Source organism: Bartonella sp. B10834G3, from assembly GCF_016102505.1.
GTDB lineage: Bacteria > Pseudomonadota > Alphaproteobacteria > Rhizobiales > Rhizobiaceae > Bartonella > Bartonella choladocola.
In genome coordinates this window covers 908,659-935,656 of record NZ_JACFOM010000001.1, presented here as the reverse complement: position 1 = coordinate 935,656, position 26,998 = coordinate 908,659, and the positions used below count along the sequence as shown (strand labels likewise).

The window sequence follows — 26,998 nt, the reverse complement described above, 5'->3', positions numbered from 1 at the left end:
TTTTAAAATGTTTCACGTGAATCACTGTTTTTCAGCGGAAAAATTACTCGCACTCTCTTATTCAAATCATTTACCAATACAGAATTGCGAAAAAATAACATCCAATATGTCTTCAACATCAATGTCTCCGGTAATTCGACCAAGCGAATCGGCAGCGAGTCGTAAATGTTCGGCTCTCAACGATAAATCGAGATTGGAATGTTGAACCGCATTGTCTATCTCGGAGACAGCAATCTTCAGCAATGCTAATTGTCTTTTTCTAGCGGTGACCACTTCACCCACATCATATGAAAATCTTGAACAGAAAGATGCAATAGCTTTGACAAAAGCATCAAACCCTTCCCCCGTTTTGGTTGAAAACCGGATTGGCCATTTTCTTATTGAACCGTTTGCCAAATCGCTTTTATTTCCGATATGCCAGATTTCCGCATCGGTTTCGGGAAGTTTTATCGGAACCGGATGTGCCAAATCATCAACAAGCAGTACGAGATCTGCGTCTTTCACACGATCATAGGCGACCTCGATACCGAGTTTTTCAACCTTGTTATCGGTTTCTCGCAAGCCGGCTGTATCAGTCATCAAAACCGGATAGCCATCAATCACAATACGCGTCTCCAAAGCATCGCGTGTTGTGCCGGCTTCATCTGTTACAATGGCCACATTAAAACCAGCTAACTTATTGATAATACTAGATTTTCCCGCATTCGGAGCACCGGCAATGACAATTTTTATCCCGTCGCGCATTGATGCAACACGTTCGCTTTTTATGATAAACTCCGAGATTGACCGGCTTAAATTTTGTAAATGATCCCAAACAATATCGCTCACAGAACCCGGTACATCTTCCTCGTCGGAAAAATCAAGCTCAGCTTCGATCATGGCACGCGCTTTGATAAGATCGCTCCGCCATTGTCGATAAAGTGTCGCAAGTTCGCCACTTGCGCCCATGATGGCAAGCCGCCTCTGGCTTTCGGTTTCTGCTTCAATGAGATCGGCCAGTCCCTCGGCTTCCGTCAAATCAAGCTTGCCGTTAAAAAATGCCCGTCTTGAAAATTCACCGGGTTCGGCCAACCGACATGAATCGAACTTTGCAAGTTCATTCAAAAACCGGTCGATAACGGCCTTTCCACCATGAAGATGAAATTCGGCACAATCTTCACCGGTAAAACTGTGTGGTGAGGGAAAAAACACCGTTAAAGCACTATCGAGAAAGTCACCATCTTGAGCTACAAGCTTGCCATAACTCATGACACGGGGCGCCGGAATTTTGCCAAGCAATGTCTTAACGATTGCTCTAGTCATATCTCCCGAAACGCGGATGACCGCTACCCCCGAAGGAAGTTTTCCGCTTGATAGAGCAAAAATAGTATCCATAGTCATTATCCTCGTTGCGGAATGTGCTTTACAATCTCGCCCGCTTCATTTTGAACGGACAAAAGTTCAACAATTCAACAAATGTTCTATAAGCCATTTGAAACAGAAGAGACCATTCATTTTTTAGCAAAACTCCTTCGAGCTTCGCTTGACGCCGTTGTTTGGCCAAATCAAAAATAAAAAACCGTCCGAAAAAAAATTCCGGACGGAAAAACTGTTAGGTCTATTTTTTAAAAAACATCTGTCAGACATTATCTCCGGATATTATCCGGAGTGTAAAGTTGCCGATCAAGTATCACCGGATCAGGTGTTTTCAAATTTGCTATTTCCGAATTAGGTATTCCCAAGTCAGGTATTCCCAAGTCAGGTATTACCAAATCAGGTATTCATCGAATCGAAAAATTCCGCATTGGTTTTTGTCTGCTTCAATTTATCGATCAAAAATTCGATTGCATCGGTTGTGCCCATTGGAGCGAGAATACGACGCAAAACAAATATTTTTTGCAGATCCTGACGGGAAACCAACAAATCTTCCTTGCGGGTTCCGGATTTCAAAATATCCATTGCCGGGAAAATTCGCTTATCGGCTACTTTCCGGTCAAGCACGATTTCCGAGTTACCGGTTCCCTTGAATTCTTCAAAAATAACTTCATCCATACGGCTTCCGGTATCTATCAAAGCCGTAGCAATAATCGTGAGCGAACCGCCTTCTTCGATATTGCGGGCTGCACCAAAAAAGCGCTTGGGGCGTTGCAAAGCGTTAGCATCGACACCACCGGTCAAGACCTTTCCTGATGAAGGAACAACCGTATTATAGGCACGACCAAGCCGGGTGATCGAATCAAGGAGAATGACCACATCGCGCCCTTGTTCAACAAGGCGCTTTGCTTTTTCAATGACCATCTCGGCAACCTGAACGTGACGGGATGCGGGTTCGTCAAATGTTGAAGAAACAACTTCGCCTTTGACCGAACGTTGCATATCGGTCACTTCTTCCGGACGTTCATCAATGAGCAACACAATCAGAAAACATTCCGGATGATTGGCTGTAATTGAATGGGCAATGTTTTGCAAAAGAACTGTTTTACCGGTTCTTGGCGGTGCAACAATCAGTGCACGCTGCCCTTTACCCAAAGGCGAGATAAGATCAATTACCCTTGCCGACATATCCTTGTTTGTCGGGTCATTCAATTCCATTTTCAACCTCTCGTTCGGATAAAGAGGTGTCAAATTGTCAAAATGGATTTTATGGCGGATTTTTTCCGGATCTTCAAAATTGATCGTATTGATTTTTAACAGAGCAAAATAACGCTCGCCTTCTTTGGGGCTGCGTATTGGTCCTTCAACAGTGTCGCCGGTTTTTAATGAAAACCGCCTGATTTGCGAAGGGGAAAGATAAATATCATCAGGACCCGGAAGATAATTGGCATCGGCCGAGCGTAAAAACCCGAAACCGTCGAGCAAAACTTCCAGAACACCTTCACCGATAATTTCAACATCCTGAAGGGCAAGCTTTTTCAAAATGGCAAACATCAATTCCTGTTTGCGCATTAACGAAGCATTTTCGACTTCCAGCGTTTCGGCAAAAGCGACAAGCTCGACCGGAGTCTTACTTTTCAGCTCTTGTAGTTTCATCTGTTGAATATTCTGCATCCAATATAAACTCTTATAATCGTGGAAATATTATTTTCCTTTGAAAAGTATCTTGTTCAGAAACTATGGAAAATAAAAAAGGAGGGTAGCTCCATCTAATGCCCTTGTCTGAAGAAATCAAGAAAATTTCATTCAAAACGGTTTCACAATCACAGCAATCACAGCAATAATCATCAAAACAGTGGGAACTTCATTCAAAATGCGCCAGGTTTTTTCAGAAAAATTGTTTCTATCTTCGGCAAAATGGCGAACCCCACGTGATAACAACCCGTGATAGCCCGATAAAATAACGACAGCAAGAAGTTTGAGATGAAGCCAACCGCCTTGAAACTCATAAACTTTCCAGGCCATCCATAAGCCTGTTACCCAAGACGCAATCATCGCGGGATTGATAATTGCCCGCAACAACCGTCTTTCCATTATTTTGAACGTCTCGGATTGTTTCGAGCCGATTTCGGCCTGACAATGGTAGACAAACAAACGTGGTAAATAAAACATTCCCGCCATCCAGCAGATGATGGCAATCACATGAAAAGATTTGATCCATAAAGTCGAATCCGGATATTCATCAGGATTCACGTGAAACAACCCCCATAAAACAACCACGACAATCAAGAGTGAAACGATGGCGCGAAGCCAGATTGTCCCCGTTGTCATATGCGTTTTAGAATTTGTCATTTGTTAAAATTCCTCACCAGTTTGACCAGTCTTTCAACATTTTCGATAGGCGTTTGTGGTGTTATTCCATGTCCCAGATTAAAAACCAACGGCCCATGTCCAAGGTTCTCGAAAATATGATTTATTCCTGTTTCCAGAGCAGTGCCACCCGAAACCAGCCGCAAAGGATCGAGATTTCCCTGAACCGGCGTTATCTGTTGCAATTTTTTGGCAAAGGAAAGCGGAACAGACCAATCAAGTCCGATAGCGGTTACCCCTGTTTTTCGGGCAAAATTTTCGTAAAGCGCGCCGGCACCCTTCGGAAAACCGATTATCGGAACTTCGGGAAAAACTTTTCTGATACGTTGAACCATCCGCTTGATCGGATAAATGACGTATTCATCAAAACTCTGTTCATCAAGAACGCCTGCCCAGGAATCAAAAATCTGTAAAACTTCGGCTCCGGATTTGACCTGATTGACAAGATAATCGGCTGAAACGTCGGCAAGAATTTCGAGAAGAGTTTTCATTGCTTCAGGGTGAGTGAAACCGAACAATCTGGCGGGAGCCTGATCCGGAGTGCCATGTCCGGCGATCATATAGGTTGCCACTGTCCAGGGGGCGCCACAAAATCCGATCAGCGTTGTATCGTGAGCTAAAGCGGTTTTGAGAAGAGATAAAGTTTCAAAACTTGGAGCCAGTCTTTCCTGAGCCTTTTCGACATTCAAATTTTCAATTTCATTGACCGATAGTGGATCAAGAATCGGTCCCTTCTTTTCTTCAAAACGTAAGTTTCTCCCCAAAGCATGAGGAACAACGAGTATATCCGAAAACAGGATTGCTGCATCAAAACCGAATCGTCTGATCGGTTGCATCGTGACTTCAAAAGCAAGGCGAGGATTGTAGCAAAGATCAAGAAAGCTTCCTGCTTGTTTCCTCACCTCACGATATTCGGGTAAAAACCGTCCGGCTTGTCTCATCAACCAGACAGGTGGCGGAGAAAGTGTTTTACCACTTAAGACTTCAATAAGTTTTTTTGTCATGGCTTATGTTGGCTTTTCCATAAGTGGGTTTCAATAAAGAAATTATTTTGAATCTGGGATTCTGATTCTTAGAGTCTGTGTTTTCTGTTAATTATTTATTAACCTTATTTTATCCACAGATTTGGCGGAATTTTAAAAAATTACAAAGCGGCTTTTTTCAGAGCCTCTCTATTTAACCGATAAATTGCAAAATGATATATAAAATCAAGCAGGTTCTTTGTTTTACGATTGGTTATAAAGGGTGCTATAAATTTTTAACGAAACAGGGTTTTCCCCATAATCCAAAAGCGTGAATTTGAATTTCCCACAATGCATTGGCTTGTGTATAACATCATGGAGTTATCCTCACATTTTTTTGGTGTGCACAAAATGCTTGTTTCTTTGCACATCTTTCAACAAGGGCCTGTGAATCCTGTGACAAAAGAAAAATTGGACTTTCATTTATATATGATTTCTGATGCGACCGGAGAGACTCTCCTGTCGGCAGGTCGTGCTGTGGCCTCGCAATATGTAGAAGCGCGTGCAATCGAACATGTTTATCCGCTTATTCGTAACGAAGCCCAATTGCAGGAAGTGATTGGCCAGATCAACCGGAACCCCGGAATTGTGCTTTATACAATAGTGGATGAAAAAATAGCGCATTTATTACATTCGGCATGTGATAAAATGGGTGTGCCTTCGGTTTCTGTTCTTGATCCGGTTTTTCAGGCATTTCATTCCTTTTTAAGGCTGCCGGCAAACCGGCGTGCCAGTGCCCAACACCAACTTGATGCAGATTATTTCAAGCGCATCGAGGCACTCGATTACACAATGGATCATGATGACGGCCAATTGCCGGATGGCTTACAAAATGCCGATGTGATTCTCGTCGGAATTTCGCGAACGTCAAAAACGCCGACAAGTATCTATCTTGCCAATCGTGGTATAAAAACAGCCAATGTTCCACTGGTGCCGGGTGTTGAACCACCCAATCAGCTCTTTTTGTCAAAAAAACCGTTAATTGTCGGTCTTATTGCTTCTGCCGACCGGATAAGTCAGGTGCGGCAAAGTCGCAATATCGGTGGAGGTCTCACCACTGAAAGCTATATCGACAGGGCAAGCATCGCGCAGGAACTCAATAATGCAAAACAGATTTGCATGCGCAACAATTGGCCTATTATCGATGTTTCACGCCGTTCTATCGAGGAAACAGCAACTGCAATTCTCGAACTTTACCTGCGCGATCATCAGATCTGAATATTGATAAAAAGAAAAATTATGCCACATAAACCGCTCATTCTCGCATCATTAAGCCCGTTCCGAAAATCGATTCTGGAAAATGCCGGTCTCGAATTCGGTGTTGAAGGAGCAAAACTAGATGAACGTGAACTCGAAATAGCTTTAAAGAAAATCACGCCTCAAGAGCTTGCCAAAGAATTGGCAATAAAAAAGGCTGAAGATGTTTCCGGCCGGTTTCCCGATGCGCTTGTTATCGGATGCGATCAAACACTCGATCTTGAAGGAAAAGCACTCCACAAAGTTTCAAATCTTGAGGGCGTGCGCCAGCGCCTCGTCGCTTTATCGGGAAAAACACATTATCTTCATAGCGGCATCGCTTTGGCAAAAGCCGGTAAAGCCGATTGGGTCGGGCTTTCGACTGCGAAAATGGCTGTCCGTTCATTATCGCCCGAATTTATAGATTATTATATTGATAAAGCAGGAGAAAATGTTCAATCAAGTGTCGGTGCCTATCAGGTTGAAGGCTTGGGTATCCAGCTATTTGATAAAATAGAAGGAGATTATTTTACCATTATCGGTTTACCTCTCTTATTATTGTTGCAGAAATTACGCGAGACAGGAATCATCATTCAATAAGATGACACATATAACGACAGAAATTCCCCATGCTTTTGTAACCGGCTATCCGGTCGGGCATTCCCTTTCACCGCAAATCCATCGTTTTTGGCTCAAAAAATATAAGTTGGCCGGAACTTATGATGCGGTCGAGGTAACACCGGAAAATTTTGAAACATTTATCAATTCGCTGCAAAAAAAAGGTTTTTGCGGCGGCAATGTTACGCTGCCCCATAAGGAAGAAGCCTTCCGCCTTGCCGAAAAAAAAGACGAGGCTGCATTAAGGATAGGTGCTGCCAATACATTATGGTTCGAGAATAACATACTTTGTGCAAGCAATACCGATGGCTATGGCTTTAAAGCCAATCTTGACGATTTTGCCCCCGGTTGGGGTGGAAATGCGGCACTTGTTATTGGTGCCGGAGGGGCAGCGCGGGCAGTTATCTATACACTCGAACAACGCGGTTTTGACAATATTTATCTTGTAAACCGGACGAGAACACGTGCCGAAAAGCTTGCCGGTTATTTTGGCAATCAGGTAAAAGCACGCAATTGGAGCGAAATAGATGATCTCGTTCCTCTGGCGGATTTAATCGTCAATACGACATCTTTGGGGATGACAAATAACCTTATCGAAAAAGATAGCAAACCGTTTATCCATCTCGATCAGGCAAAGCCGTCTGTTCTGGTGACAGATATTGTTTATACCCCTTTGATGACGCCAATTCTATTGGAAGCCAAAGCCAAGAACCTCAATTATGTCGATGGAATCGGAATGTTGCTTCATCAGGCTGTACCGGGGTTTGAACGTTGGTTTGGAATAAGACCTGTTGTGGACGATGAATTACGACAAGAAATTCTGGGTAAAATGGGCGAATAAATGATTATCCTTGGGCTTACAGGTTCTATAGGCATGGGAAAAACGACAACGGCCGGCTTTTTCGAGGAAGCCGGTGTTCCTGTTTATAATGCCGACAAGGCTGTTCATGAACTTTACGAAAGTAAAGAGGTTATCGAAAATTTAAGCCGTATTTTCCCCGATTGTCTGACTGATGGCCGGATAGACCGGTCAAAATTATCAAAAGCAATTGTCAAAGATCCGTCAAAGCTTTCCGTTTTGGAAAAGTTCATTCACCCTCTGGTACGCAAAAAAGAAAAAGATTTTGTCAAAAAGCACCGCGATCAGGGTGCCCCGCTTGTGGTTCTCGATATTCCTTTATTATTTGAAACGGGGCCGGAAGGACGGGTTGACAAAATAGCGGTTGTTTCGGCTCCGCTTGCAATCCAGCGGCAACGTGTGCTTGCCCGCAGCGGCTGGGATGATGAGAAACTCGACCGCATCTTGTCTCGTCAAATAACCGATGAAGAAAAGCGAAGGCGTGCCGATTTTGTTATTGATACCGGCAAGAGCCTTGATGACGCCAGAGAACAGGTAAAACATCTGATTGCCCGCTTGACCGGCAAGTAAACTGCCCGTCGATAAAAAATAAGGGTATTTTCAGGTGACAATTTTTGTAAAATTGAAATGACGACTTAATCGCAGATTTTGGCGATGTTATATCCGGATTATCCATAGTTTCTTTCAGAGATAGGATGTAGGAATCATCAAAACGTTTTTGCGTCGATTTTTTTTGATTTTCATCCTTCCGGTCGGTTTCACGCGAATATAGGAAACGACAGCATCGGAAACGGGATTTGTTGTTTATTGCGTCTTCAAAATGCAAGAAAGATAGGAAATAATCCATTATGAAGGTGCAATTCGTGCAAAAACAGCAATGCAAGTCAAGGCAGGTTAAAGAGTAGGTGAGAGCAGGTTTTTATGAGAGAAATTATTTTTGATACTGAAACAACAGGCCTTCACAAAGAAACAGACCGTATTGTCGAAATCGGCTGTGTGGAGATGGTTGATCGCTATCTCACTGATAAAACTTTTCATGTCTATCTCAATCCTCAGGGTGTGATTATTCCTGACGAGGTTGTGGCAGTCCACGGTCTTACCAATGAGCGCCTCAAGGACGAGCCGAAATTTGAAGAAATAGCCGATGATTTTCTTTCCTTTATCGAAGGCGCGACACTGATTGCCCATAATGCGAATTTCGACCTCGGTTTTTTGAATGCGGAATTGGGGCGTATTCATAAACCTCTTATCAGTGTTGATCGTATTATTGATACATTGGCGATGGCGCGACGGAAATTTCCGATGGGGCCGAATTCTCTGGATGCTTTGTGTAAACGCTTCGGTATTGATAATTCACGCCGGACGCTACATGGCGCTTTGCTCGACTCTGAAATTCTCGCCGATGTTTATATCGAACTTATTGGCGGCAAACAGGGTGCTCTCGGATTTGACGGTGGAAAAGCTGACAGCCAATCAAACGAAAACGAAGATCAGAGTAAAATTGTTCTGAAAACTCGCCCTCAGCCACTGCCAAGCCGTTTGAGCGAAGAAGATAAAGCTGCCCATGACGCTTTGCTTGCAAAAATCGGCGAAAAAGCCATGTGGAGCCACATTAAAAATTGAAGCGTCGGCAAAAGCCGAATAACGGCAAAATCGGAAATATCCTGACGCGGGGATTGGTTTTTGTGAAATCTTCAAAAAAAATGAGATCAATTTCCGACAGAACCGATTTGAAATTTATAAAAACCGGCTAACACCTTTGAAACTTAGCTAAAAAGCGAATTTACAATCGAGCGGCGCCTATTCTAATGATTGATTTATAGATGTTCTTGCAACCGACTTTATTGCAGTTGAATCTGTTCGATCTTGTTAGAACCTGTTTTCAGGCGGTCTTTTGATAAAAATAGGCCGGTTTATAAAAATAGACCGTTGTGGAGAGGGGGAAACCACAACGGCCTTTTTTACTGCACTTCAATCAACAGTCCGGAGAGGGAAAGTAGACTGTTGCATCCGGTAAACGGCGGGGGACAAAGCCGGACAACCGGACATATCGACGCAGTGTCGATAGGTCATATAAAAGAATTTAAAAATGGCTTTTCAAGGGCAACTATATTAACATTTTGTAACAAATGCGTGAAAAGAACCTATAAGGACCTGACGATAAATTTTGCGCGCTCCACATTTTCTATCGTTTGCCGATGGGCTTTTTTGGTTCAATATGCTTTTAGACTATAAAATGTTTTCAAAATTCGATGTCAGGATTGACGATGCACAAAAATGATCACCTTTTTCTCGTTGACGGTTCAAGCTATATTTTTCGCGCCTATCACGCTTTGCCGCCATTAACACGGAAAAAAGACGGTTTGCCTGTTGGTGCACTGGCGGGTTTTTGCAATATGCTCTGGAAATTGCTGTGTGATGCGCGTGATACAGCAGTTGGCGTTGTGCCGACGCATTTTGCTGTCATTTTTGACTATTCATCGGAAACGTTCCGTAAAAAGATATATCCCGAATATAAAGCGAACCGCCCTACTCCACCTGAAGATCTTATTCCCCAATTCAGCCTTATCAGGCAGGCAACCCGCGCTTTCAATCTACCCTGCATTGAAAAAGAAGGTTATGAGGCTGACGATATTATCGCGACCTATGCTTCTGCGGCTACACGAAGTGGTGCAAAAACGACAATCATTTCTTCCGACAAGGATCTCATGCAACTCGTCAATCAACAGGTCGGGATGTATGACGGCATGAAAGACCGTCCGATCGGCATTAAAGAAGTTATTGAAAAATGGGGTGTCCCGCCTGAAAAGATGATTGATTTGCAGTCTCTTACCGGCGATTCCACCGATAATGTTCCAGGGGTTCCTGGTATTGGCCCGAAAACAGCAGCCCAGCTTCTTGATGAATTCGGCGATCTTGATACGCTTTTGGCTCATGCCGGAGACATCAAACAACAAAAACGTCGTGAAAATATCATTGAATTTGCCGATCAGGCAAGATTGGCACGTCAACTTGTAACATTGAAAACCGATGTCCCGCTTGAAATCGGTCTTGATGGGCTTCTATTGGAACCAACCGACGGGCCGCGCCTTATCGGCTTTTTGAAAGCAATGGAATTCAATTCTTTGACGCGCCGTGTTGCAGAAGCGACCAATTGTGATGCAGCTTTGATCGAGCCGGTCAATCTTGATGTCGAATGGGGCAAGAGTGCCCACGGTCCTGATCTTGAGGTGGGTTCGGATGTCGGCGGAGCGCCGGAAGCGAGTGGCAATCTTGAACAAGAACAAAAAAGCGGCTCTGACGGTGCACAGGAAAACACCCCGCAGCTTCTTGCAGAAAAACGTAAAAAAGAAGCACTCACAGAAAAAATAGATACCACCGCTTATCACACCATAACGGACGAAGCCGAACTGAAACAGTGGCTTGATCGGGCTTTGGAACAGGGATTCTTTGCATTTGATACCGAAACGACTTCACTTGATCCGATGCAAGCGGAACTTGTCGGCTTTTCTATAGGTCTTAATCCCGGTGAAGCAGCCTATGTGCCACTTAACCATGTCGATGGTAGCAATGATTTACTGGGCGGCGGACGCCTGAAGGGACAAATTGATACACAAAAAGCGGTCGCTTTATTGAAACCGGTCTTGGAAAATCCTGCAATTCTCAAAATTGCGCAAAATATGAAATATGATTGGCTGGTAATGCGACAATATCAGGTCACAATCCGGTCTTTCGACGATACGATGTTGCTTTCCTATGTTCTGGATGCCGGAACTTTGACCCACGGGATGGACGCACTTTCAGAGCGTTGGTTGGGACATAAGCCGATTACGTTCAAAGAGGTTGCCGGAAGTGGAAAAACGGCAACGGGTTTTGCAGCCGTCGATTTGAAACGGGCAACACAATATGCGGCCGAAGATGCCGATGTTACGTTGCGACTTTGGCGGGTGTTAAAACCGCAAATTGTCGCGCGCGGTGTTACCCGTGTTTATGAGCGTCTGGAGCGGCCATTGGTGACCGTTCTTGCGCGCATGGAAGAACGCGGTGTTCTGGTCGATCGGCAATTATTGTCACGATTATCCGGCGAGCTTGCCCAATCGGCGGCCGCTTTGGAAGACGAAATCTATCAACTTGCGGGAGAAAAGTTCAATATCGGTTCGCCCAAACAATTGGGTGAAATTTTATTCGGCAAAATGGGTTTGCCAGGTGGCTCGAAAACCAAAACCGGTCAATGGTCAACATCGGCTCAGGTGCTTGAAGATCTGGCGGCCGAGGGCCATGAATTACCCCGCAAGATTGTTGATTGGCGCCAGCTAACAAAATTGAAATCGACTTATACGGATGCTCTTCCGAATTATATTTTACCTGATACGGGGCGCGTTCATACAAACTATTCAATGGCTGCAACGTCGACCGGACGGCTTGCCTCGTCAGATCCGAATTTGCAAAATATTCCGGTTCGCACCACAGAGGGAAGAAAAATTCGTGCCGCTTTTATCGCCGGTCCCGGTAATTTGCTATTGTCGGCCGATTACAGCCAGATCGAATTGCGTGTTCTTGCCCATGTCGCCGATATTAAAGCACTGAAGAAAGCGTTTGCAGATGGCCTTGATATTCATGCAATGACGGCATCGGAAATGTTCGGTGTGCCGATCGAGGGTATGCCACCGGAGGTTCGCCGTCGCGCCAAGGCGATCAATTTCGGGATTATCTATGGCATTTCTGCCTTCGGTCTTGCCAATCAATTGTCGATTCCGCGCGAGGAAGCAGCCCAATATATCCGCACCTATTTTGAACGTTTCCCCGGTATCAAGGACTATATGGAAAAAACCAAAGCCTATGCGCATGAACATGGTTTTGTCGAAACAATTTTCGGGCGTCGTATCCATTATCCGGAAATCAATTCAAAAAATGCGCAAATGCGTGCATTTAACGAGCGGGCGGCAATTAATGCACCAATTCAGGGGGCTGCTGCCGATATTATCCGTCGCGCCATGATAAAAATGGATGACGCGCTGAAGGAAGCCGGCTTGTCGGCAAAAATGTTGTTGCAAGTTCATGATGAACTGATTTTCGAGTTGCCGGAGAACGAGGTTGAAAAAACAATAGCTCTCGTAAAAGACGTGATGGAAAATGCCACTATGCCGGCATTGTCTCTCACAGTACCACTGAAAGTCGATGCGCGCGCAGCAAAAAATTGGGATGAAGCCCATTAAAATGAGCCATACTGAAAGTGTTATTCCGGTTATTCTGAATTGAATACCGGGTAATACTGCCCTTGAAATAGAAAATAGTGCTCCATATTGCTCCCTATTACTTTGAACAGGGAGCAATTTGATGAACCGGAATTTCCTTTTTCTTATTATAGGCATTCTTATCGTTGTTGTTGCAGGCTTGGGTTATAAGACTTACCAACAGAAACAACAGCAAAAACCATCCGGCGTTGAATTGACAATTGATAAAAATGGCGTTTCGGTCGATCGTCACTAGTATTCAGATAAAACAATATTTAAAGAATAATAACAGCTAAAAGCGACGTGTTTTTCAATCGGCATTCATCTTATAATTGCATTGTTGTTCACGTCCCGATCCCGATTGAGATATAATCCCGATCGGGGTATATATATAGCCCGGTTCGGGTAACGATACTATTCTCCGAAAAGAGAAGTATGGTCGTTTAAAAAAGTTTTTTAAAAGGCGGAATTATTCAACGAAATTTTGTAATTACTCGAACTGCAATTTCAGAAAGAAGTAATAGAAATGTTAAGTTACATTTTTTCTATTAAAGGTTTTATTCTTTCACTGGATGGACTTCTGCTTTCGTTTCTGTTTGGAGCTGTGCTCGCCTATTTTACCAATATCAGTCTGAAGACGCTTTATCGCATCCCCTATATGTTTATACTTGCCTTTGCGTTTTTGGGCTATGTTTTATTAACTTATGCAATCAATTTGCTAGTGTTCAGATTAATTGGCACATTGCCACTGGCATTTCTGGTTTTGCTTGCAGCTATCCCGCCATTTCTGTTTGGTTATATCGCCATGTACCTTTCTGTTTCCCGTGCGCGGGACGGATTCGGTAAAAAAGGCGCTGCCTGGCTCCTGGTCATACCACTTCTCAATCTCGGCTTATTCATTGTCACGTTAGATGATGATCCGGAAGACCGCGACGAAAAGCCGATAAACCGGAACCCGATTGAAACACCGGCTTTTATGAATGGTGCAACCGGTGTCATCGTCGCAACAATTATTTTCGTATTGAGTTTTACTGGCGGAATGATGTTAGTGACTTATCCGAGCATCATCCAAATTCCCGAATTACTATTCATGGGAACCCGCTAACGGACTGAAGTTTTTGGGTCAATGTACACCAAAGCGGCGAATCGTTTTATCAGTGTTTCAAAGGGCAGCTTGATAGGCCGAATATTTTATAAAGCGGACAAAAACCGATAATTGCAGTGATAAGCGGAATAAGGCCGATTAAACAAAACCAGCGCGCGCCACTATCAAGAATGAAAATAAGAGAAAGCAGAACAACACCGATAATAATACGGATAATGCGATCAACGCTACCAAGATTTTGTTTCATCCAAGGAGCCTTTCCAATTTATTTCTGTTTTGGATTTAGTCCTGCATAAGGGAAAAAACAATCCTTTAGCCGGCAATTCGGGGTCTTTCACCTTGGCACATGGGACGAAAAGCACCTGATGATCGGTATTTTTGTTGTTTTTGAGAAATCTTTTAACGACGTAACTTTCCAAATTCAGGTTAGATTTGGAGATGACAAAAGGCAATAAAAAGCTCCGGAAGATTCATTCCGGAGCTTTTGTAAAATATGGATAAAAATGCTTATTTGCGATCACGTGCAGCAAGGGTGCGAAGGCGCAGAGCATTCAATTTGATGAAGCCTGCAGCATCTTTCTGGTCATAGGCGCCGTGGTCATCTTCAAATGTAACGAGTGAACTCGAATAAAGCGATTTGTCACTCTTGCGACCTTCAATAATGACATTGCCCTTATAGAGTTTCAGCTTGACTTCCCCTTCAACATTTTCCTGCGACAGATCTATTGCAGCCTGCAACATTTTGCGTTCGGGAGAAAACCAGAAGCCGTTGTAAATCAACTCTGCATAACGCGGCATCAACTCGTCTTTCAAATGAGCTGCACCGCGATCAAGCGTGATCGATTCAATTGCGCGGTGGGCTGCAAGCAGGATTGTACCGCCCGGCGTTTCATAAACACCACGTGATTTCATACCGACAAAGCGGTTTTCAACCAGATCAACACGGCCGATACCGTTATCGTGACCATATTTATTGAGTTCGGTCAGCAAAGTTGCCGGCGACATTTGTTTGCCATTGATTGAAACGGCGTCGCCATTCTTGAAGCCGATGGTGATAATCGTCGGTTTATCAGGTGCGGTTTCAGGCGAGACAGTGCGTAAATGCACATATTCGGGAGCCGGAAGTGACGGGTCTTCCAACACTTTACCTTCTGAAGACGAGTGCAGCAAATTCGCATCAACCGAAAATGGTGCTTCACCCTGTTTATCTTTGGTCACAGGAATCTGGTGTTTTTGTGCAAAATCCAGAAGCTCTGTACGGCTCTTGAAATTCCAGTCCCGCCATGGAGCAATGATTTTTATATCAGGGTTCAAAGCATAAGCCGATAATTCAAAACGAACCTGATCGTTGCCCTTACCTGTCGCACCGTGGGCAATAGCATCGGCACCGGTTTTTTCGGCAATTTCAATCAGATGTTTTGAAATGAGCGGGCGGGCAATTGATGTTCCAAGAAGGTAGACACCTTCATAAACCGCATTGGCGCGAAACATCGGAAATACGAAATCGCGAACAAATTCTTCGCGCAAATCTTCCATAAAAATCTGTTTGGCACCGAGCATTTCGGCTTTGCGGCGTGCCGGCTCAAGCTCTTCGCCCTGCCCCAGATCGGCTGTGAAGGTGATAACTTCAGCACCGAGTTCGGTTTGCAACCATTTCAATATGATTGAAGTATCAAGGCCGCCTGAATAGGCCAGTACAACTTTTTTAACGTCTTTCCACTTTTCCATTTTTTCTGTCCGATAATTAATGGCCCCAATTGATTGACCCGATTGAATTGATATGAGCTGTTTTATCAGGAGATAGCAACCATGCAAGCAATCAAAAATTTTTTCTTACATAAAACTTATAAAAACAGATTGAAATGGTTTGATAAAACAATAAGACAAAGATGATTAACGAGAGATCATGACCATGTCTTTCTTGCCTGACGCCCATGTGTTTTTGGAATTTGCCGGTGCAGCAATCATTTTGACGCTCATTCCGGGTCCCGATATGGCGCTTTTTGTCGGCCGTGCCATATCGCAGGGAAAAGCGGCAGGCCTTGCTTGCATTGCCGGTTGTACAACCGGCATTATCATTCAGGTTTTTGCGGTCTCTGTCGGCCTATCGGCGTTGATAATAGCCTCGCCAATGGCCTTTTTTATCCTCAAAGTGGCCGGTTCCGTCTATCTCTTATGGCTTGCGCTACAAGCGCTTTTGAACCGGTCGAATTTTTTGGTCGACGGAAAAAAGCAGAAGAAGCTCAGTGTGAGACGGAATTACCTTACGGGTCTTGCGATCAATCTTCTAAATCCGAAAGTGCTTCTTTTTAATTTGACCTTTTTGCCGCAATTTGTTGATGCGCTCGACCCGCATGCGCCCGGAAAGATATTTTTTCTCGGAGCTTCTTTCATTCCCATCTCCCTTCCCTTCACGGTTTCGATGGTATTGGCTGCCGACAAATTTGCCAAAGCCTTAAAAGAAAACCCGCATTTTGTAAGAATACTTGACTTTTTAATGGCCGGAATTTTTACAGCTTTTGCTGTCCGTCTGATCGTGACCGAAGTTAAATAAATATCGACTTCATCCCGTCGGGAAAAATGGCTATAAATTTGAAAATTGCAAAAATTTGTATTCGGAAAAACGGTTAAAAACTTTATAAAGTCCGATTTTTCATAAAAGCCGGTCATCCGGATTTTCCGGTCTTGAAAGTTTCCGAAAGTTTCCGAAAATTTCTTTCAAACGAGAGGATAAAGAAATGAGTGATTTCATATTTACTCCCCCTGCAATTGTCGGCATTCCGATCAAAGGGAGCAGTAAATGTTTTCCGGTTCACAGAATTTATTGCGTTGGTCGCAATTATGCAAATCATGCGATAGAAATGGGTCATGACCCGTCAAAGGAAGCGCCGTTCTTTTTCCAGAAAAATCCCGATAATCTGGTATTTGACGGTGTTTTCCCCTATCCGCCGAAAAGTCATGATGTTGAACATGAGATAGAGCTTGTTGTTGCTCTTCAAAAAGGTGGACAAAATCTGACAACGAAAGAGGCAGACGATTGCGTATTCGGTTTTGCTGTCGGCCTTGATATGACGCGACGTGATTTGCAGGCCGAACTTAAAAAAGCGGGGCGCTCATGGGAAACCGCAAAGGCTTTTGAACATTCGGCTCCCTGTTCTCATTTGATTGAAAAATCACAAACCAAAGACATGAACGAAGGTTCGATAACCCTTTCGGTGAACGGTAAAGGTCGCCAGTCGGGCAATCTGAACGAGATGATCTGGAAAATTCCTGAAATGATTGCCTATTTGTCGCAATTATTCGTGTTGCGGGCGGGAGATATTATCATGACGGGAACGCCGGCGGGCGTGGGGCCGGTGCAAAAAGGTGATGAATTGGTAGGCCATATTGATGGACTGGATGATCTGGTGGTGAAGGTTGTCTGAGGTGATAAGGTTTTCACACGCACATCGCCACACGCACATCCCAAAAAGTGTGAAACGGTTTTTGGATAAGATGTGCGTGCACTTAAAAGCGACATCCCAAAAAGTGTGAAACGGTTTTTGGACAAGATGTGCGTGCACTTAAAAGCGACATCCCGAAAAGTGTGAAACGGTTTTTGGACAAGATGTGTGTGCACTTTAAAAGCGACATCCCAAAAAGTGTGAAACGGTTTTTGGATAAGATGTGTGTGCACTTTAAAAGCGACATCCCAAAAAGTGTGAAACGGTTTTTGGATAAGATGTGCGTGCACTTTAAAAGCGACATCCCGAAAAGTGTGAAACGGTTTTTGGACAAGATGTGTGTGCACTTTAAAAGCGACATCCCAAAAAGTGTGAAACGGTTTTTGGATAAGATGTGCGTGCACTTTAAAAGCGACATCCCAAAAAGTGTGAAACGGTTTTTGGACAAGATGTGCGTGCACTTTAAAGCGACATCCCAAAAAGTGTGAAACGGTTTTTGGATAAGATGTGTGTGCACTTTAAAAGCGACATCCCAAAAAGTGTGAAACGGTTTTTGGACAAGATGTGCGTAAATTTTTTCCCGAAACCGCTTGAAAGCCTATCAATTTCTCCACGGGATAAAACCGGTGAAAGCAATTTCAATTCCGGTTATGTGGGTAAACATGTCAATCTTTGACTTTTTCGCCAGGGTAAGCACCCCAAAGTTGATCCTGAGCTACATAGCCACGCGTATGGTTTATGTTGAGCTCGCACCATTTTCCGTCGCATTTATGAATAGTGCCAATGACACCGGGTTCAAGTTCGGCAGCAAGCGGTGCGTTTTCACTCGGTTCCTGACGCATGGGGGCAAGTTTGGATTTATCTTTTTGCCAAGGCGTTATCATGGCTGTGCGATGACCCGATAAAAGGGACTGGTAGACCCAACCTTCATCACCATCCGAGTCGCGAATTTTCCGCCATTGATCGTATTCCTGCGTGATTTCCACAGGCAATCCTTGTTTTTGATAAGAAAACACAACCGTATAATTGCGTCCGGGACCAACGCGCACATTGACCCGTGCCGGTTTGATAGAAACAAAACGCGGCAATGGTAAACCGCTAGGCCCCACATTGGCGGGAGTTTCCTGAGTGGTTTCTTCCTGTGCACAGCTTACAGCGGAAAGAGATAATGTAGAAAAGACCGTCAACGCGGAATAGACGAGCATTTTCGCGATGGTTGAAAAACGGAACTTGTCGAAACTGTCCACTGTGCATGCCTTTCTTCTCATATGTTCTTTGATTTCTTTTCTGCTATAACAGATCAGACTCAAGACAGTCTGATGATCCTATGGCACATCGGTGGTTAAAGAGGTCTCAACATTCGGGCAAAACACTGGAAATATTTCGAGGATTTCTATGCAGGGGAAAAAATTACCATTGGTCATTTTGACACGCAAACTTCCGGATCAGGTTGAAAAGCGTATGTGCGAGCTTTTTGATACAGAAGTCGTCAAACAGGATCGGCCAATGTCTCGACAAGAGCTGGTTGCTGCGGTCAAACGCGCGGATGTTCTGGTTCCGACCATTTCTGATGTTATTGACAAGGACCTTATCGATCAGGCAGGAAATAATCTTAAAATGATTGCCAATTTTGGCAACGGTGTTGATAATATCGACATTAATGCGGCGACCGGCCGCGGCATTCTTGTGACCAACACCCCGAATGTTCAAACAGAAGATACAGCCGATATGGCAATGGCGCTTATACTGGCAGTGCCACGTCGCCTTGTCGAGGGAGCCAATGTGCTGAGTGAAAACGGCGTCTGGCCGGGTTGGTCTCCTGACTGGATGTTGGGACGACGTATCTACGGAAAAAAGCTCGGCATTATTGGTCTCGGTCGTATAGGCACAGCCGTTGCACGCCGAGCCAAAGCGTTCGGTCTTTCGATCCACTATCATAATCGCTCCCGCGTGAGCGAAAAAATCGAAGAACAACTTGAAGCGACCTATTGGGCCGATCTCGATGAAATGTTGAAAACAATGGATATTGTTTCGATCAATTGCCCGCTTACCGAAATGACCTATCATCTCCTTTCGGAAGAAAGGCTCGCTTCAATGCAAGATACAGCCTATATCGTCAACACAGCCCGTGGCGAAATTATTGATGAAAATGCACTTGCGCGGCAGATTGAAAGTGGCAAACTTGCAGGTGCAGGACTTGATGTATTTGAAAAAGAACCGGCCTTCAGTCCGGCTTTGGCAAAATTGGCGCATCTGGGCAAAGTTGTGCTTTTACCGCATATGGCATCTGCAACAGTTGAAAGCCGGATCAATATGGGTGAAAAAGTTATCATCAATATCAAAGCTTTTATCGATCATCACCGTCCACCTGATCGTATCATACCCGAAAAATTGCGTAGCTGATTCTTTCACGGAAATTCTTTTGCCTTTGTCAAAAGCGGTGTGGATAGCTGTTTACAGCGCTCCAATAGCGCCGTTCTGATTGAGGAAACCGATTTCTGTCGGGCAATTTCACGTGCTTACATTGTTGGCGGTAATCCGTTTTTTAAGATGTCGGCTTTTTTGCCGTTCATTTGAAATTATCCATTGATAAAGTTTTGCAGAAAAATATCTTCAAGCAGAAGAAAAAAGAGGAAAGCGAAGCTAACAGGCGACTTTCCAAATTATTCTTGCAGCTTTTTGTCGCCTAACAGGCCAAGACTTTAACCGCGAACCAATAACAATCGATCCGAACTGTTTTTTGAAGCCGGATGATGGACTTATGAATATCAAACCCGCAGGGGTTCAAATTTCAAAGCCTGTTTGTTGCAATTTTTTTTCTTCAGAGCATTTTAAGCCGGAAAGTTCCGGAAAAAGCTCAACGTGTGGGAATAGGCGTTTTACCGCTATAGTCATAAAAACCGCGGCCGCTTTTGCGCCCCAACCAGCCGGCTTCGACATATTTTATCAATAACGGGCAAGGGCGATATTTCGTGTCGGACAATCCCTGATGCAAAACATGCATAATAGCAAGACAGACATCGAGTCCGATAAAATCGGCAAGTTCCAATGGCCCCATCGGATGATTTGCACCGAGTTTCAAAGCTGTATCAATAGCATTGACATCCCCCACGCCCTCATAAAGAGCGTAAATTGCCTCGTTAATCATCGGCACCAAGACACGATTGACGATAAAGGCCGGAAAGTCTTCAGTAACGGTAAAAGTTTTTCCGATTGAAGTGACAAAATCGCAGATTGTCGAGTAGGTCTCTTCGCTTGTTGCAATGCCGCGCACCACTTCAACAAGCTTCATTTGTGGCACCGGATTCATAAAATGCGTGCCAATGAATTTTTCCGGACGGTTTGTGGTTGCAGCAAGACGGGTGATGGAAATGGTAGAGGTATTGGTCGCAAGAATTGTTGAAGGTGAAAGGTTCTCGCACAGTCCGATAAAAATATCCCGCTTTATATTTTCATCTTCGCTGGCAGCTTCAATGATAAGATCGGCTCCCTTCAATTCATCCAGAGTCAGTCGGGTTGAAAGCCTTTTGATTGTGTCAAGGCGGCTTTGCTCATTCATTTTTCCGGCTTTGACCAGATGGGCAAGATTGAATTTTATAGTTGAAATTGCTTTTTCAACCTGTTCGGCAGAAATATCGTAAAGAAGAACCTCGAAACCGGCAGTCGCAACAGTTTGGGCAATTCCTCCACCCATTTGCCCTGCTCCGACAATAGCGACCGTCTTTATCATGCGCGTGCTCCTCCTCTAGCGATTCTTTCCCGGTACCCATAATACATCATTTTTGCCACAATCATTAGCATAACGGGCAGCGACAAACAGAAAATCCGAAAGCCGGTTGATATAGCCTAGAACATCTTTATTGACATTTTCTTGCTCGCTCAATGCGACAATGATGCGTTCGGCACGTCTTGCAACAGTGCGGGCAAGGTGTAGATAGGCTGATGCTTTGGATCCGCCGGGCAGAACAAATGATTTCAAGGGCGAGAGTTTTTCATTCAATCTGTCGATTTCATCTTCAAGCCGTTTTGTCTGGGTAGAAAGAACGCGTAAATCGCCTTTATTTTCGCTTTGTTCAGGGGTTGCAAGATCAGCTCCAAGATCGAAAAGATCATTTTGTATTTCTTCGAGCATTTTGTCGAGATCGCTTACGGTTTCAAGACGGGCAAGGCCTATTGTTGCATTGGTTTCATCTATCGAACCATAAGCGTCAACGCGTAAATCGGCTTTCGAGCGTCTGGGACCATTAACAAGACCGGTTGTACCATCATCACCGGTACGCGTGTAGATTTTATTGATTTTGACCATTTTTTAAGTTCCTTGAGAAGCCATTTTCTATTTGAAAATATAGATAGCTTTTGTCGTCCCAATGTCCATGAAACTTATGTGACGTTATCAAATGACGGGAAAACATTGAAATGCTCATTGTAATGCTTGTATAGATTGCGTTCTCAATTAAAATAATTTTATACGGTAGTCTGTGCGTTTTGCCCGTTAGGTGCGGGTTCATTAACGGGAAAGACATTGATTTGACGCTGAGACCCTTACGCTTTTGTTGGCGCATTTTATATAACGCTGTCAGCCACTATTTCCGTGATTCTGGCAGCGCTTTTGCCAGTCATATAGCTTTGTCCGGTTTGATGGCGCTGTTTCCTTTTCTGATTTTTGCAACATCGCTTGCAAGTTTTATCGGAGCACGTGCCTATACCCAGCAAAGCGTGAATGCGCTTTTGAAAATGTTGCCGGATGCTATCGCAGGCCCGATTGTCAAGGAAGTCGTCAATGTCATGACCATTCAGCGCGGTGGTCTGTTGACAATATCGGTCATCGGAACAGCCTATTTTGCCTCAAATGGTGTGGAAGCATTGCGAACAGCGCTCAATCGTGCCTATCGCGTGGTTGATAGACGCAGTCTCTTTTTCTGCCGGTTTCAAAGCCTGTTTTTTGTGATTGTCGGCACGATCGGCCTGATGGTTATCAGTTTTCTTCTGGTTCTGGCACCGCTTGTCATCAATATCCTTCAACATGATTATCCGGTGATTGCCCAATATGTCGGCACAATCCGCATCTGGCGTTATGCCATTGCGGTGGTTGTTTTGTTGATTAGCCTGCTGATTGCCCATAAATGGCTTCCTGCCGGAAAGCGGAAACTGGCCGATATTTTGCCCGGAATCGGTGTAACCATGGTGGTGTGGGTTGTGGCTTCCATGCTATTTGCACAATATCTGGCGACATTTGCCAATTATGTTTCCACTTATGCAGGGCTTGCCTCGATCATGGTGGCAATCATCTTTCTTTATATGCTGAGTGCCATTTTTATTCTCGGTGGAGAAATCAACGCAGCCATTATGTTTTATCGTAACCGCCAGCAACAGCCTGGCCAATTGGTGCGCGCGATAGAACAGAACAAGGAAAAAGAAGAAGGGCTCAAACAGCAAAACAATGACGGACAAACCGATAATAAAGTTGTTTCTTGATGGCGATGCCTGCCCTGTGAAAGCAGAAGCCTATCGTGTAGCCGAACGTTATCATATCAAAACGTTTATCGTCTCGAACAGCTTCATGAGAATACCGAACGAGGATTTTCTTGAAGCTGTTATTGTCGACAAAGGGCTCAACAAGGCAGATGACTGGATTGCAGAACAGGCCGACGAGGCCAGTATTGTTGTTACCAATGATGTGCCATTGGCCGATCGTGTGGTCAAAAAGGGTGGAGTGGCTATTTCCCCGTCCGGTCGGCTCTTTGACGCGGCCACAATAGGCGCGGCATTGGCCACCCGTAATCTCTTTGAAAATTTGCGGGAAAGTGGTGTCGTAACCGGTGGCCCGCGCCCGTTTTCCGGCCGTGACCGCTCGGCATTTCTTGGCGCGCTTGATTTGGCTGTGCAACGCAAAAAACGTCAAGGCTATGAGACCGATTTTACCAAAAACCGGCTTTGACCGGTTTCCAACCGGCAATTTCATATACTGATTATTGTGTTCGGTGCTGTTTTGGATGGAAAACCGGTAATCAGTCTTTTTTATCGGCTTCCATTGCCGCTTTCATCAGTTTTTCCGAATCGGCATTGCTCCACGGTGCCGAACCGTTATAAGAGCCGAGCAAACACCCATTTTTATCGATCAACATGGTAATGGGAAGTCCCACAGCCAAGCCCTGTTTGCGCACTTCATTAAAAACATCCATGGATTGGTCACGATAGAAAACAATATTGTCGGCTTTTATGCTTTTCAAAAAGTCTTTCACTTTTTCGTCGCTTGCTGTTTTATCAATATTGATGGCCATGACATCGAATGAATCACTGTGAATGGAACGTTTGAGATTGGCAAGTTCAGGCATTTCGGTGCGGCAGGGTACACACCAGCTTGCCCAGAGGTTGACAAGTAGGGTTTTGCCGGAAAATTCGGCCAATGTGTGATCTTTACCGGCTTCATCTTTGAAGGCGAGTTTGCGCGCATCATAAGGTTCGTCTGAAAAACGCATATTTTTGAAAAAACCGTTTGCCGATTGTTTAATCATATCAATTTTTCCGGCATTTCCGGTGCAGGGGGAAGCGGCTTCGGCATGGGCAACAGAAATCAGCGAAGGAAAAGAGTAAACTTGGTTGTCAGACCCCATCATTATCGCGTATATGCTCAGGGCACCAAGTGTAGTTTTGGCAATGATTTTCCGGAATGTTCCGGAAAATTTTGCTTTTTCTAGAATTCTTGCAACCATTTTTTCTTCCTTTCGATGGGGGCTAACATATATGAACAACAGTGGATCAAGCAACCAGATGTGGGGTGGTCGTTTTGCCTCAGGACCGGCGGCCATTATGGAAGAGATTAACGCTTCGATCGGTTTTGATAAAAAACTCTATAAAGAAGATATTAAAGGTTCGTCGGCACACGCCGCTATGTTGGCAGCTCAAGGTATTATATCGGCTGCCGATTATGACGAGATCGAAAAAGGCTTGAAAACCATTCTCGCCGAAATCGAGAGCGGCAAATTTGTCTTTTCGCGCAAACTTGAAGATATTCATATGAATATTGAAGCCCGCCTAGCCGAATTGATTGGTTCGGCTGCCGGAAGGCTTCACACGGCCCGTTCGAGAAACGATCAGGTCGCTTTGGATTTCCGGCTCTGGGTCAGGGAAGAAACCGATAAAACAATACAGTCTATCAGACATCTGATTGAAACATTGCTTGGTCGTGCCGATCAGGAAGTTGAAACACTTATGCCGGGCTTTACGCATTTGCAGGTTGCCCAGCCGATTACTCTTGGCCATCATTTAATGGCCTATGTTGAAATGTTCGGCCGCGATTTGTCGCGTATGCATGATGCACGTGAAAGGATGAACGAATCACCTTTGGGAGCAGCCGCCCTTGCCGGTACGAGCTTTCCCACCGATCGTTTCATGACTGCAAAGGCTTTGGGTTTCAGGGAGCCGACAAGAAATTCGATCGACAGTGTGTCCGACCGTGATTTTGCACTCGAATTTTTAAGTGCAACCGCCATATGCGCCACCCATCTTTCGCGCCTTGCCGAAGAGATTGTTATCTGGTCAACGGCACAATTCAACTTTATCCATTTGCCTGATTCTTTTTCGACCGGTTCATCCATTATGCCACAAAAGAAAAATCCGGATGCGGCAGAACTTGTTCGCGCAAAGACCGGACGGATCAACGGGTCACTGATTGCTTTGTTGACCATTATGAAAGGTCTGCCGCTTGCCTATTCAAAAGATATGCAGGAAGACAAAGAACAGGTTTTTGATGCCGCCCAATCGTTGGAACTATCGCTTGCTGCAATGGCAGGTATGATTGGCGATCTCGAGATCAACCGCGACGTTATGAAAAAAGCTGCCGGTTCGGGTTATTCGACTGCAACCGATCTTGCTGACTGGCTTGTTAGAAAATTGGGTCTGCCATTTCGTGAAGCGCATCATATTACCGGTCACGCGGTCGCTCTGGCAGAAAAGAAAAAATGTAATCTTTCCGATCTTACCTTGGAAGATTTGAAAACTGTTTACCCTGATATTACAGAAGATGTTTTTGATGTCTTGAGTGTTGAAAAGTCGGTTCAAAGTCGCAAAAGTTATGGTGGTACCGCCCCACAAGAAGTGCGTCGCCAAATCGACTATTGGAAAAAACGCCTTGCCAAAGCCTGAATTTGAACGCTACACAAAGAATAGATTGAATAGGAATAGATTTGAAATAGTTCGCAACGAGCATAACGCTTGCTATTTTTGAATGGGACAAGCTTTTTGGAAAGAGACGCGATCATGAAAAAAACTCTGGCCGGTTTGATGATTGTCACAATCTGTGGCGTGGCTTTGGCCGGTTGCGGGCGTAAAGGTCCGCTTGAACCGCCGCCGTCCACGATGATTGAGGACTCTAACGGCAAAATGGTTCAAAAACCGAAAGTAGAAAAACCGTTTATTCTTGATCCATTGATTAAGCAGAGGCACTAAATGCAGCTTTTTCAATATCGTAATGGCTTTCTACATGCAGAAAATGTAGCAATTGCCGATATAGCAAAAAAAATTCCAACCCCGTTTTATTGCTATTCGGCAACAGCCATTGTGAACCAGTTCGAGCAGTATCGTCATGCTTTTGCCGACACCGATGCACTTGTCGCCTTTGCACTGAAAGCCAATTCCAATCAGGCAGTTTTAAGCCTGCTTGCAAAACAAGGCGCCGGTGCAGATGTTGTATCGGGCGGAGAAATGCGACGCGCGCTCAAAGCCGGTATTCCTGCCGACAAGATAGTCTATTCTGGTGTTGGCAAAACCGTTGAAGAAATCGACTTTGCTCTTGGTCATGATATTCATTGTTTCAATGCCGAATCAGAACCGGAATTGCAGCAATTATCCGCGCGTGCTGTTGCACTGGGTAAAAAGGCACGCGTGTCTTTGCGCATCAATCCCAATGTTGATGCCAAAACACATCGAAAAATAGCAACCGGAAAGTCTGAAAACAAATTCGGCATTCCTATTGCAGTAGCACGTGACGTTTACGAACAGGCAGCAAAACTCCCCGGTCTTGATGTCCATGGAGTGGATGTTCACATCGGCAGCCAGATTTGCGATTTGCAGCCCTTTGAGGATGCTTTTTCACTCGTTGCCGATTTTGTTCATGTCCTGCGCGACGAGGGGCACGATATTCGCCATGTTGATGTCGGCGGCGGGCTTGGCATTGTTTTTCGCAATGATAATACGCCTCCACCTTCCCCTGCCGAATATGCAAATGTTGTCAAAAAACATTTTGCGCCTCTTAATGTCGAGATCATTATGGAACCGGGTCGTAATATCATCGGTAATGCGGGCATTCTGGTTACATCCATCATCTATATAAAACATGGAGCCGGAAAAAATTTCGTTATTGTCGATGCCGGGATGAATGATCTTATCCGACCGACATTATATGATGCATGGCACGACATTGTGCCTGTAAAAGAGCCAAAGCAGAGTGATAAGCCGATGATGGCCGATATTGTCGGTCCGGTTTGCGAAACGGGTGACTATATGGGGCTTGGGAGGTTTCTTCCTTCGCCAAAAGCCGGTGACCTGCTGGCGGTCTGTAGCGCAGGGGCTTATGGTGCCGTTATGGCAAGCACCTATAATACACGGCTGTTGGTACCGGAAGTGTTGGTGAGTGATAGTCGTTTTGATATTATTCGCCCGCGTATTTCATATGAAGAGCTGATAGAATTCGATCGTGTCCCTGAATGGGTAGAAAATTCCTGATGTCGAAACGGCCGGTTTTCAGGTAAAATCGGCCG

Annotated in this window: 26 protein-coding genes; 16 read left to right on the top strand and 10 right to left on the bottom strand. The window is 44.6% G+C overall.

Annotation, left to right across the window (positions count from 1 at the left end; all coding sequences use genetic code 11):
• Positions 1-66 precede the first annotated feature (66 nt).
• The 4 genes from mnmE to hemE all read right to left on the bottom strand — a co-directional run bounded on the left by mnmE (position 67) and on the right by hemE (position 4,727).
• Positions 67-1,374, bottom strand: coding sequence for a tRNA uridine-5-carboxymethylaminomethyl(34) synthesis GTPase MnmE (gene mnmE, locus H3S94_RS04045; protein WP_198240344.1), 1,308 nt, complete (start codon positions 1,372-1,374; stop codon positions 67-69).
• A gap of 378 nt (positions 1,375-1,752) precedes the next feature.
• Complete coding sequence (gene rho / locus H3S94_RS04040) at positions 1,753-3,018, bottom strand: transcription termination factor Rho (RefSeq protein ID WP_077994731.1); 1,266 nt, start codon at positions 3,016-3,018, stop codon at positions 1,753-1,755.
• A 141-nt stretch (positions 3,019-3,159) separates the two neighbouring features.
• Positions 3,160-3,705, bottom strand: coding sequence for a protoporphyrinogen oxidase HemJ (gene hemJ, locus H3S94_RS04035; RefSeq protein ID WP_198240343.1), 546 nt, complete (start codon positions 3,703-3,705; stop codon positions 3,160-3,162).
• Positions 3,702-4,727, bottom strand: a complete 1,026-nt coding sequence (hemE, locus tag H3S94_RS04030) for a uroporphyrinogen decarboxylase (RefSeq protein ID WP_198240342.1) — start codon at positions 4,725-4,727, stop codon at positions 3,702-3,704. Before hemE ends, hemJ begins: the two co-directional genes overlap by 4 nt.
• A gap of 414 nt (positions 4,728-5,141) precedes the next feature.
• On the opposite strand from hemE, the gene H3S94_RS04025 reads away from it, so the two are divergent.
• From H3S94_RS04025 to H3S94_RS03990, 8 genes are all read left to right on the top strand, one after another.
• Positions 5,142-5,963: a pyruvate, water dikinase regulatory protein gene (locus H3S94_RS04025; protein ID WP_077994356.1), complete on the top strand. Its 822-nt coding sequence runs from the start codon at positions 5,142-5,144 to the stop codon at positions 5,961-5,963.
• 21 nt (positions 5,964-5,984) lie between these two features.
• Positions 5,985-6,581, top strand: coding sequence for a Maf family nucleotide pyrophosphatase (locus H3S94_RS04020; RefSeq protein WP_198240341.1), 597 nt, complete (start codon positions 5,985-5,987; stop codon positions 6,579-6,581).
• A 1-nt stretch (position 6,582) separates the two neighbouring features.
• The gene (locus H3S94_RS04015) at positions 6,583-7,440 is read left to right on the top strand and encodes a shikimate dehydrogenase (protein WP_198240340.1); all 858 of its coding nucleotides are present in this window, start codon (positions 6,583-6,585) and stop codon (positions 7,438-7,440) included.
• Complete coding sequence (coaE, locus tag H3S94_RS04010; protein WP_198240339.1) at positions 7,441-8,028, top strand: dephospho-CoA kinase; 588 nt, start codon at positions 7,441-7,443, stop codon at positions 8,026-8,028.
• A gap of 351 nt (positions 8,029-8,379) precedes the next feature.
• The gene (dnaQ, locus tag H3S94_RS04005) at positions 8,380-9,081 is read left to right on the top strand and encodes a DNA polymerase III subunit epsilon (protein ID WP_077990210.1); all 702 of its coding nucleotides are present in this window, start codon (positions 8,380-8,382) and stop codon (positions 9,079-9,081) included.
• A 629-nt stretch (positions 9,082-9,710) separates the two neighbouring features.
• Positions 9,711-12,674 (top strand): DNA polymerase I, encoded by a 2,964-nt coding sequence (gene polA / locus H3S94_RS04000; protein ID WP_369805691.1) that lies wholly within the window; start codon positions 9,711-9,713, stop codon positions 12,672-12,674.
• Between the two features lie 121 nt (positions 12,675-12,795).
• Entirely contained in the window at positions 12,796-12,948 is a 153-nt protein-coding gene (locus tag H3S94_RS03995) for a hypothetical protein (protein WP_188318054.1), read from the top strand.
• Positions 12,949-13,218: 270 nt separating this feature from the next.
• Positions 13,219-13,797, top strand: coding sequence for a hypothetical protein (locus H3S94_RS03990; RefSeq protein WP_198240337.1), 579 nt, complete (start codon positions 13,219-13,221; stop codon positions 13,795-13,797).
• Between the two features lie 49 nt (positions 13,798-13,846).
• Here the strand turns inward: H3S94_RS03990 and H3S94_RS03985 are convergent, their stop codons facing one another.
• Both H3S94_RS03985 and H3S94_RS03980 read right to left on the bottom strand, forming a co-directional pair.
• Positions 13,847-14,044 carry a DUF2892 domain-containing protein gene (locus H3S94_RS03985; protein ID WP_198240336.1) on the bottom strand — a complete coding sequence of 66 codons (198 nt, stop codon included), beginning with the start codon at positions 14,042-14,044 and terminating at the stop codon, positions 13,847-13,849.
• A gap of 260 nt (positions 14,045-14,304) precedes the next feature.
• Positions 14,305-15,525, bottom strand: a complete 1,221-nt coding sequence (locus tag H3S94_RS03980; protein ID WP_077990216.1) for an argininosuccinate synthase — start codon at positions 15,523-15,525, stop codon at positions 14,305-14,307.
• Between the two features lie 184 nt (positions 15,526-15,709).
• On the opposite strand from H3S94_RS03980, the gene H3S94_RS03975 reads away from it, so the two are divergent.
• Both H3S94_RS03975 and H3S94_RS03970 read left to right on the top strand, forming a co-directional pair.
• The gene (locus H3S94_RS03975; RefSeq protein ID WP_198230864.1) at positions 15,710-16,351 is read left to right on the top strand and encodes a LysE family translocator; all 642 of its coding nucleotides are present in this window, start codon (positions 15,710-15,712) and stop codon (positions 16,349-16,351) included.
• Between the two features lie 184 nt (positions 16,352-16,535).
• Positions 16,536-17,222, top strand: coding sequence for a fumarylacetoacetate hydrolase family protein (locus tag H3S94_RS03970; RefSeq protein WP_198240335.1), 687 nt, complete (start codon positions 16,536-16,538; stop codon positions 17,220-17,222).
• A gap of 683 nt (positions 17,223-17,905) precedes the next feature.
• Here the strand turns inward: H3S94_RS03970 and H3S94_RS03965 are convergent.
• Positions 17,906-18,487: an SH3 domain-containing protein gene (locus tag H3S94_RS03965; RefSeq protein WP_369805690.1), complete on the bottom strand. Its 582-nt coding sequence runs from the start codon at positions 18,485-18,487 to the stop codon at positions 17,906-17,908.
• A gap of 148 nt (positions 18,488-18,635) precedes the next feature.
• On the opposite strand from H3S94_RS03965, the gene H3S94_RS03960 reads away from it, so the two are divergent.
• Entirely contained in the window at positions 18,636-19,643 is a 1,008-nt protein-coding gene (locus H3S94_RS03960; protein WP_198240334.1) for a D-glycerate dehydrogenase, read from the top strand.
• 454 nt (positions 19,644-20,097) lie between these two features.
• Here the strand turns inward: H3S94_RS03960 and H3S94_RS03955 are convergent, their stop codons facing one another.
• Positions 20,098-20,970, bottom strand: a complete 873-nt coding sequence (locus H3S94_RS03955) for a 3-hydroxybutyryl-CoA dehydrogenase (protein ID WP_077990220.1) — start codon at positions 20,968-20,970, stop codon at positions 20,098-20,100.
• A gap of 15 nt (positions 20,971-20,985) precedes the next feature.
• Positions 20,986-21,546 (bottom strand): cob(I)yrinic acid a,c-diamide adenosyltransferase, encoded by a 561-nt coding sequence (locus tag H3S94_RS03950; protein WP_198240333.1) that lies wholly within the window; start codon positions 21,544-21,546, stop codon positions 20,986-20,988.
• A gap of 221 nt (positions 21,547-21,767) precedes the next feature.
• On the opposite strand from H3S94_RS03950, the gene H3S94_RS03945 reads away from it, so the two are divergent.
• The gene (locus H3S94_RS03945) at positions 21,768-22,715 is read left to right on the top strand and encodes a YihY/virulence factor BrkB family protein (protein ID WP_198240332.1); all 948 of its coding nucleotides are present in this window, start codon (positions 21,768-21,770) and stop codon (positions 22,713-22,715) included.
• Complete coding sequence (locus tag H3S94_RS03940; RefSeq protein WP_198240331.1) at positions 22,681-23,178, top strand: YaiI/YqxD family protein; 498 nt, start codon at positions 22,681-22,683, stop codon at positions 23,176-23,178. Before H3S94_RS03945 ends, H3S94_RS03940 begins: the two co-directional genes overlap by 35 nt.
• Positions 23,179-23,248: 70 nt before the next feature.
• Here H3S94_RS03940 and H3S94_RS03935 read toward each other — a convergent pair whose 3' ends face one another.
• Complete coding sequence (locus tag H3S94_RS03935) at positions 23,249-23,953, bottom strand: TlpA disulfide reductase family protein (protein WP_198240330.1); 705 nt, start codon at positions 23,951-23,953, stop codon at positions 23,249-23,251.
• A 31-nt stretch (positions 23,954-23,984) separates the two neighbouring features.
• Between H3S94_RS03935 and argH the strand changes: the two genes are divergently transcribed.
• From argH to lysA, 3 genes are all read left to right on the top strand, one after another.
• Positions 23,985-25,385 carry an argininosuccinate lyase gene (argH, locus tag H3S94_RS03930; RefSeq protein ID WP_077990226.1) on the top strand — a complete coding sequence of 467 codons (1,401 nt, stop codon included), beginning with the start codon at positions 23,985-23,987 and terminating at the stop codon, positions 25,383-25,385.
• 114 nt (positions 25,386-25,499) lie between these two features.
• On the top strand, positions 25,500-25,688 hold the full coding sequence (locus H3S94_RS03925) for a lipoprotein (protein ID WP_077990227.1): 189 nt from the start codon (positions 25,500-25,502) through the stop codon (positions 25,686-25,688).
• Complete coding sequence (gene lysA / locus H3S94_RS03920) at positions 25,689-26,963, top strand: diaminopimelate decarboxylase (protein WP_198240329.1); 1,275 nt, start codon at positions 25,689-25,691, stop codon at positions 26,961-26,963. It begins immediately after the preceding gene.
• The last annotated feature ends 35 nt before the right edge of the window (positions 26,964-26,998 follow it).

Excerpts from the sequence above, each read along its gene's own strand:
- H3S94_RS03975 (WP_198230864.1), top strand. The coding sequence starts at position 15,710 with ATGTCTTTCTTGCCTGACGCCCATGTGTTTTTGGAATTTGCCGGTGCA.
- argH (WP_077990226.1), top strand. The coding sequence starts at position 23,985 with ATGAACAACAGTGGATCAAGCAACCAGATGTGGGGTGGTCGTTTTGCC.
- H3S94_RS03990 (WP_198240337.1), top strand. The coding sequence starts at position 13,219 with ATGTTAAGTTACATTTTTTCTATTAAAGGTTTTATTCTTTCACTGGAT.
- polA (WP_369805691.1), top strand. The coding sequence starts at position 9,711 with ATGTCAGGATTGACGATGCACAAAAATGATCACCTTTTTCTCGTTGAC.
- lysA (WP_198240329.1), top strand. The coding sequence starts at position 25,689 with ATGCAGCTTTTTCAATATCGTAATGGCTTTCTACATGCAGAAAATGTA.
- H3S94_RS03960 (WP_198240334.1), top strand. The coding sequence starts at position 18,636 with ATGCAGGGGAAAAAATTACCATTGGTCATTTTGACACGCAAACTTCCG.
- H3S94_RS03985 (WP_198240336.1), bottom strand. The coding sequence starts at position 14,044 with ATGAAACAAAATCTTGGTAGCGTTGATCGCATTATCCGTATTATTATC.
- H3S94_RS03980 (WP_077990216.1), bottom strand. The coding sequence starts at position 15,525 with ATGGAAAAGTGGAAAGACGTTAAAAAAGTTGTACTGGCCTATTCAGGC.
- hemJ (WP_198240343.1), bottom strand. The coding sequence starts at position 3,705 with ATGACAAATTCTAAAACGCATATGACAACGGGGACAATCTGGCTTCGC.
- H3S94_RS03955 (WP_077990220.1), bottom strand. The coding sequence starts at position 20,970 with ATGATAAAGACGGTCGCTATTGTCGGAGCAGGGCAAATGGGTGGAGGA.
- dnaQ (WP_077990210.1), top strand. The coding sequence starts at position 8,380 with ATGAGAGAAATTATTTTTGATACTGAAACAACAGGCCTTCACAAAGAA.
- H3S94_RS04015 (WP_198240340.1), top strand. The coding sequence starts at position 6,583 with ATGACACATATAACGACAGAAATTCCCCATGCTTTTGTAACCGGCTAT.
- mnmE (WP_198240344.1), bottom strand. The coding sequence starts at position 1,374 with ATGGATACTATTTTTGCTCTATCAAGCGGAAAACTTCCTTCGGGGGTA.
- coaE (WP_198240339.1), top strand. The coding sequence starts at position 7,441 with ATGATTATCCTTGGGCTTACAGGTTCTATAGGCATGGGAAAAACGACA.
- H3S94_RS03970 (WP_198240335.1), top strand. The coding sequence starts at position 16,536 with ATGAGTGATTTCATATTTACTCCCCCTGCAATTGTCGGCATTCCGATC.
- H3S94_RS03935 (WP_198240330.1), bottom strand. The coding sequence starts at position 23,953 with ATGGTTGCAAGAATTCTAGAAAAAGCAAAATTTTCCGGAACATTCCGG.
- H3S94_RS03950 (WP_198240333.1), bottom strand. The coding sequence starts at position 21,546 with ATGGTCAAAATCAATAAAATCTACACGCGTACCGGTGATGATGGTACA.
- H3S94_RS03995 (WP_188318054.1), top strand. The coding sequence starts at position 12,796 with ATGAACCGGAATTTCCTTTTTCTTATTATAGGCATTCTTATCGTTGTT.
- H3S94_RS03940 (WP_198240331.1), top strand. The coding sequence starts at position 22,681 with ATGACGGACAAACCGATAATAAAGTTGTTTCTTGATGGCGATGCCTGC.
- H3S94_RS04020 (WP_198240341.1), top strand. The coding sequence starts at position 5,985 with ATGCCACATAAACCGCTCATTCTCGCATCATTAAGCCCGTTCCGAAAA.
- hemE (WP_198240342.1), bottom strand. The coding sequence starts at position 4,727 with ATGACAAAAAAACTTATTGAAGTCTTAAGTGGTAAAACACTTTCTCCG.
- H3S94_RS03925 (WP_077990227.1), top strand. The coding sequence starts at position 25,500 with ATGAAAAAAACTCTGGCCGGTTTGATGATTGTCACAATCTGTGGCGTG.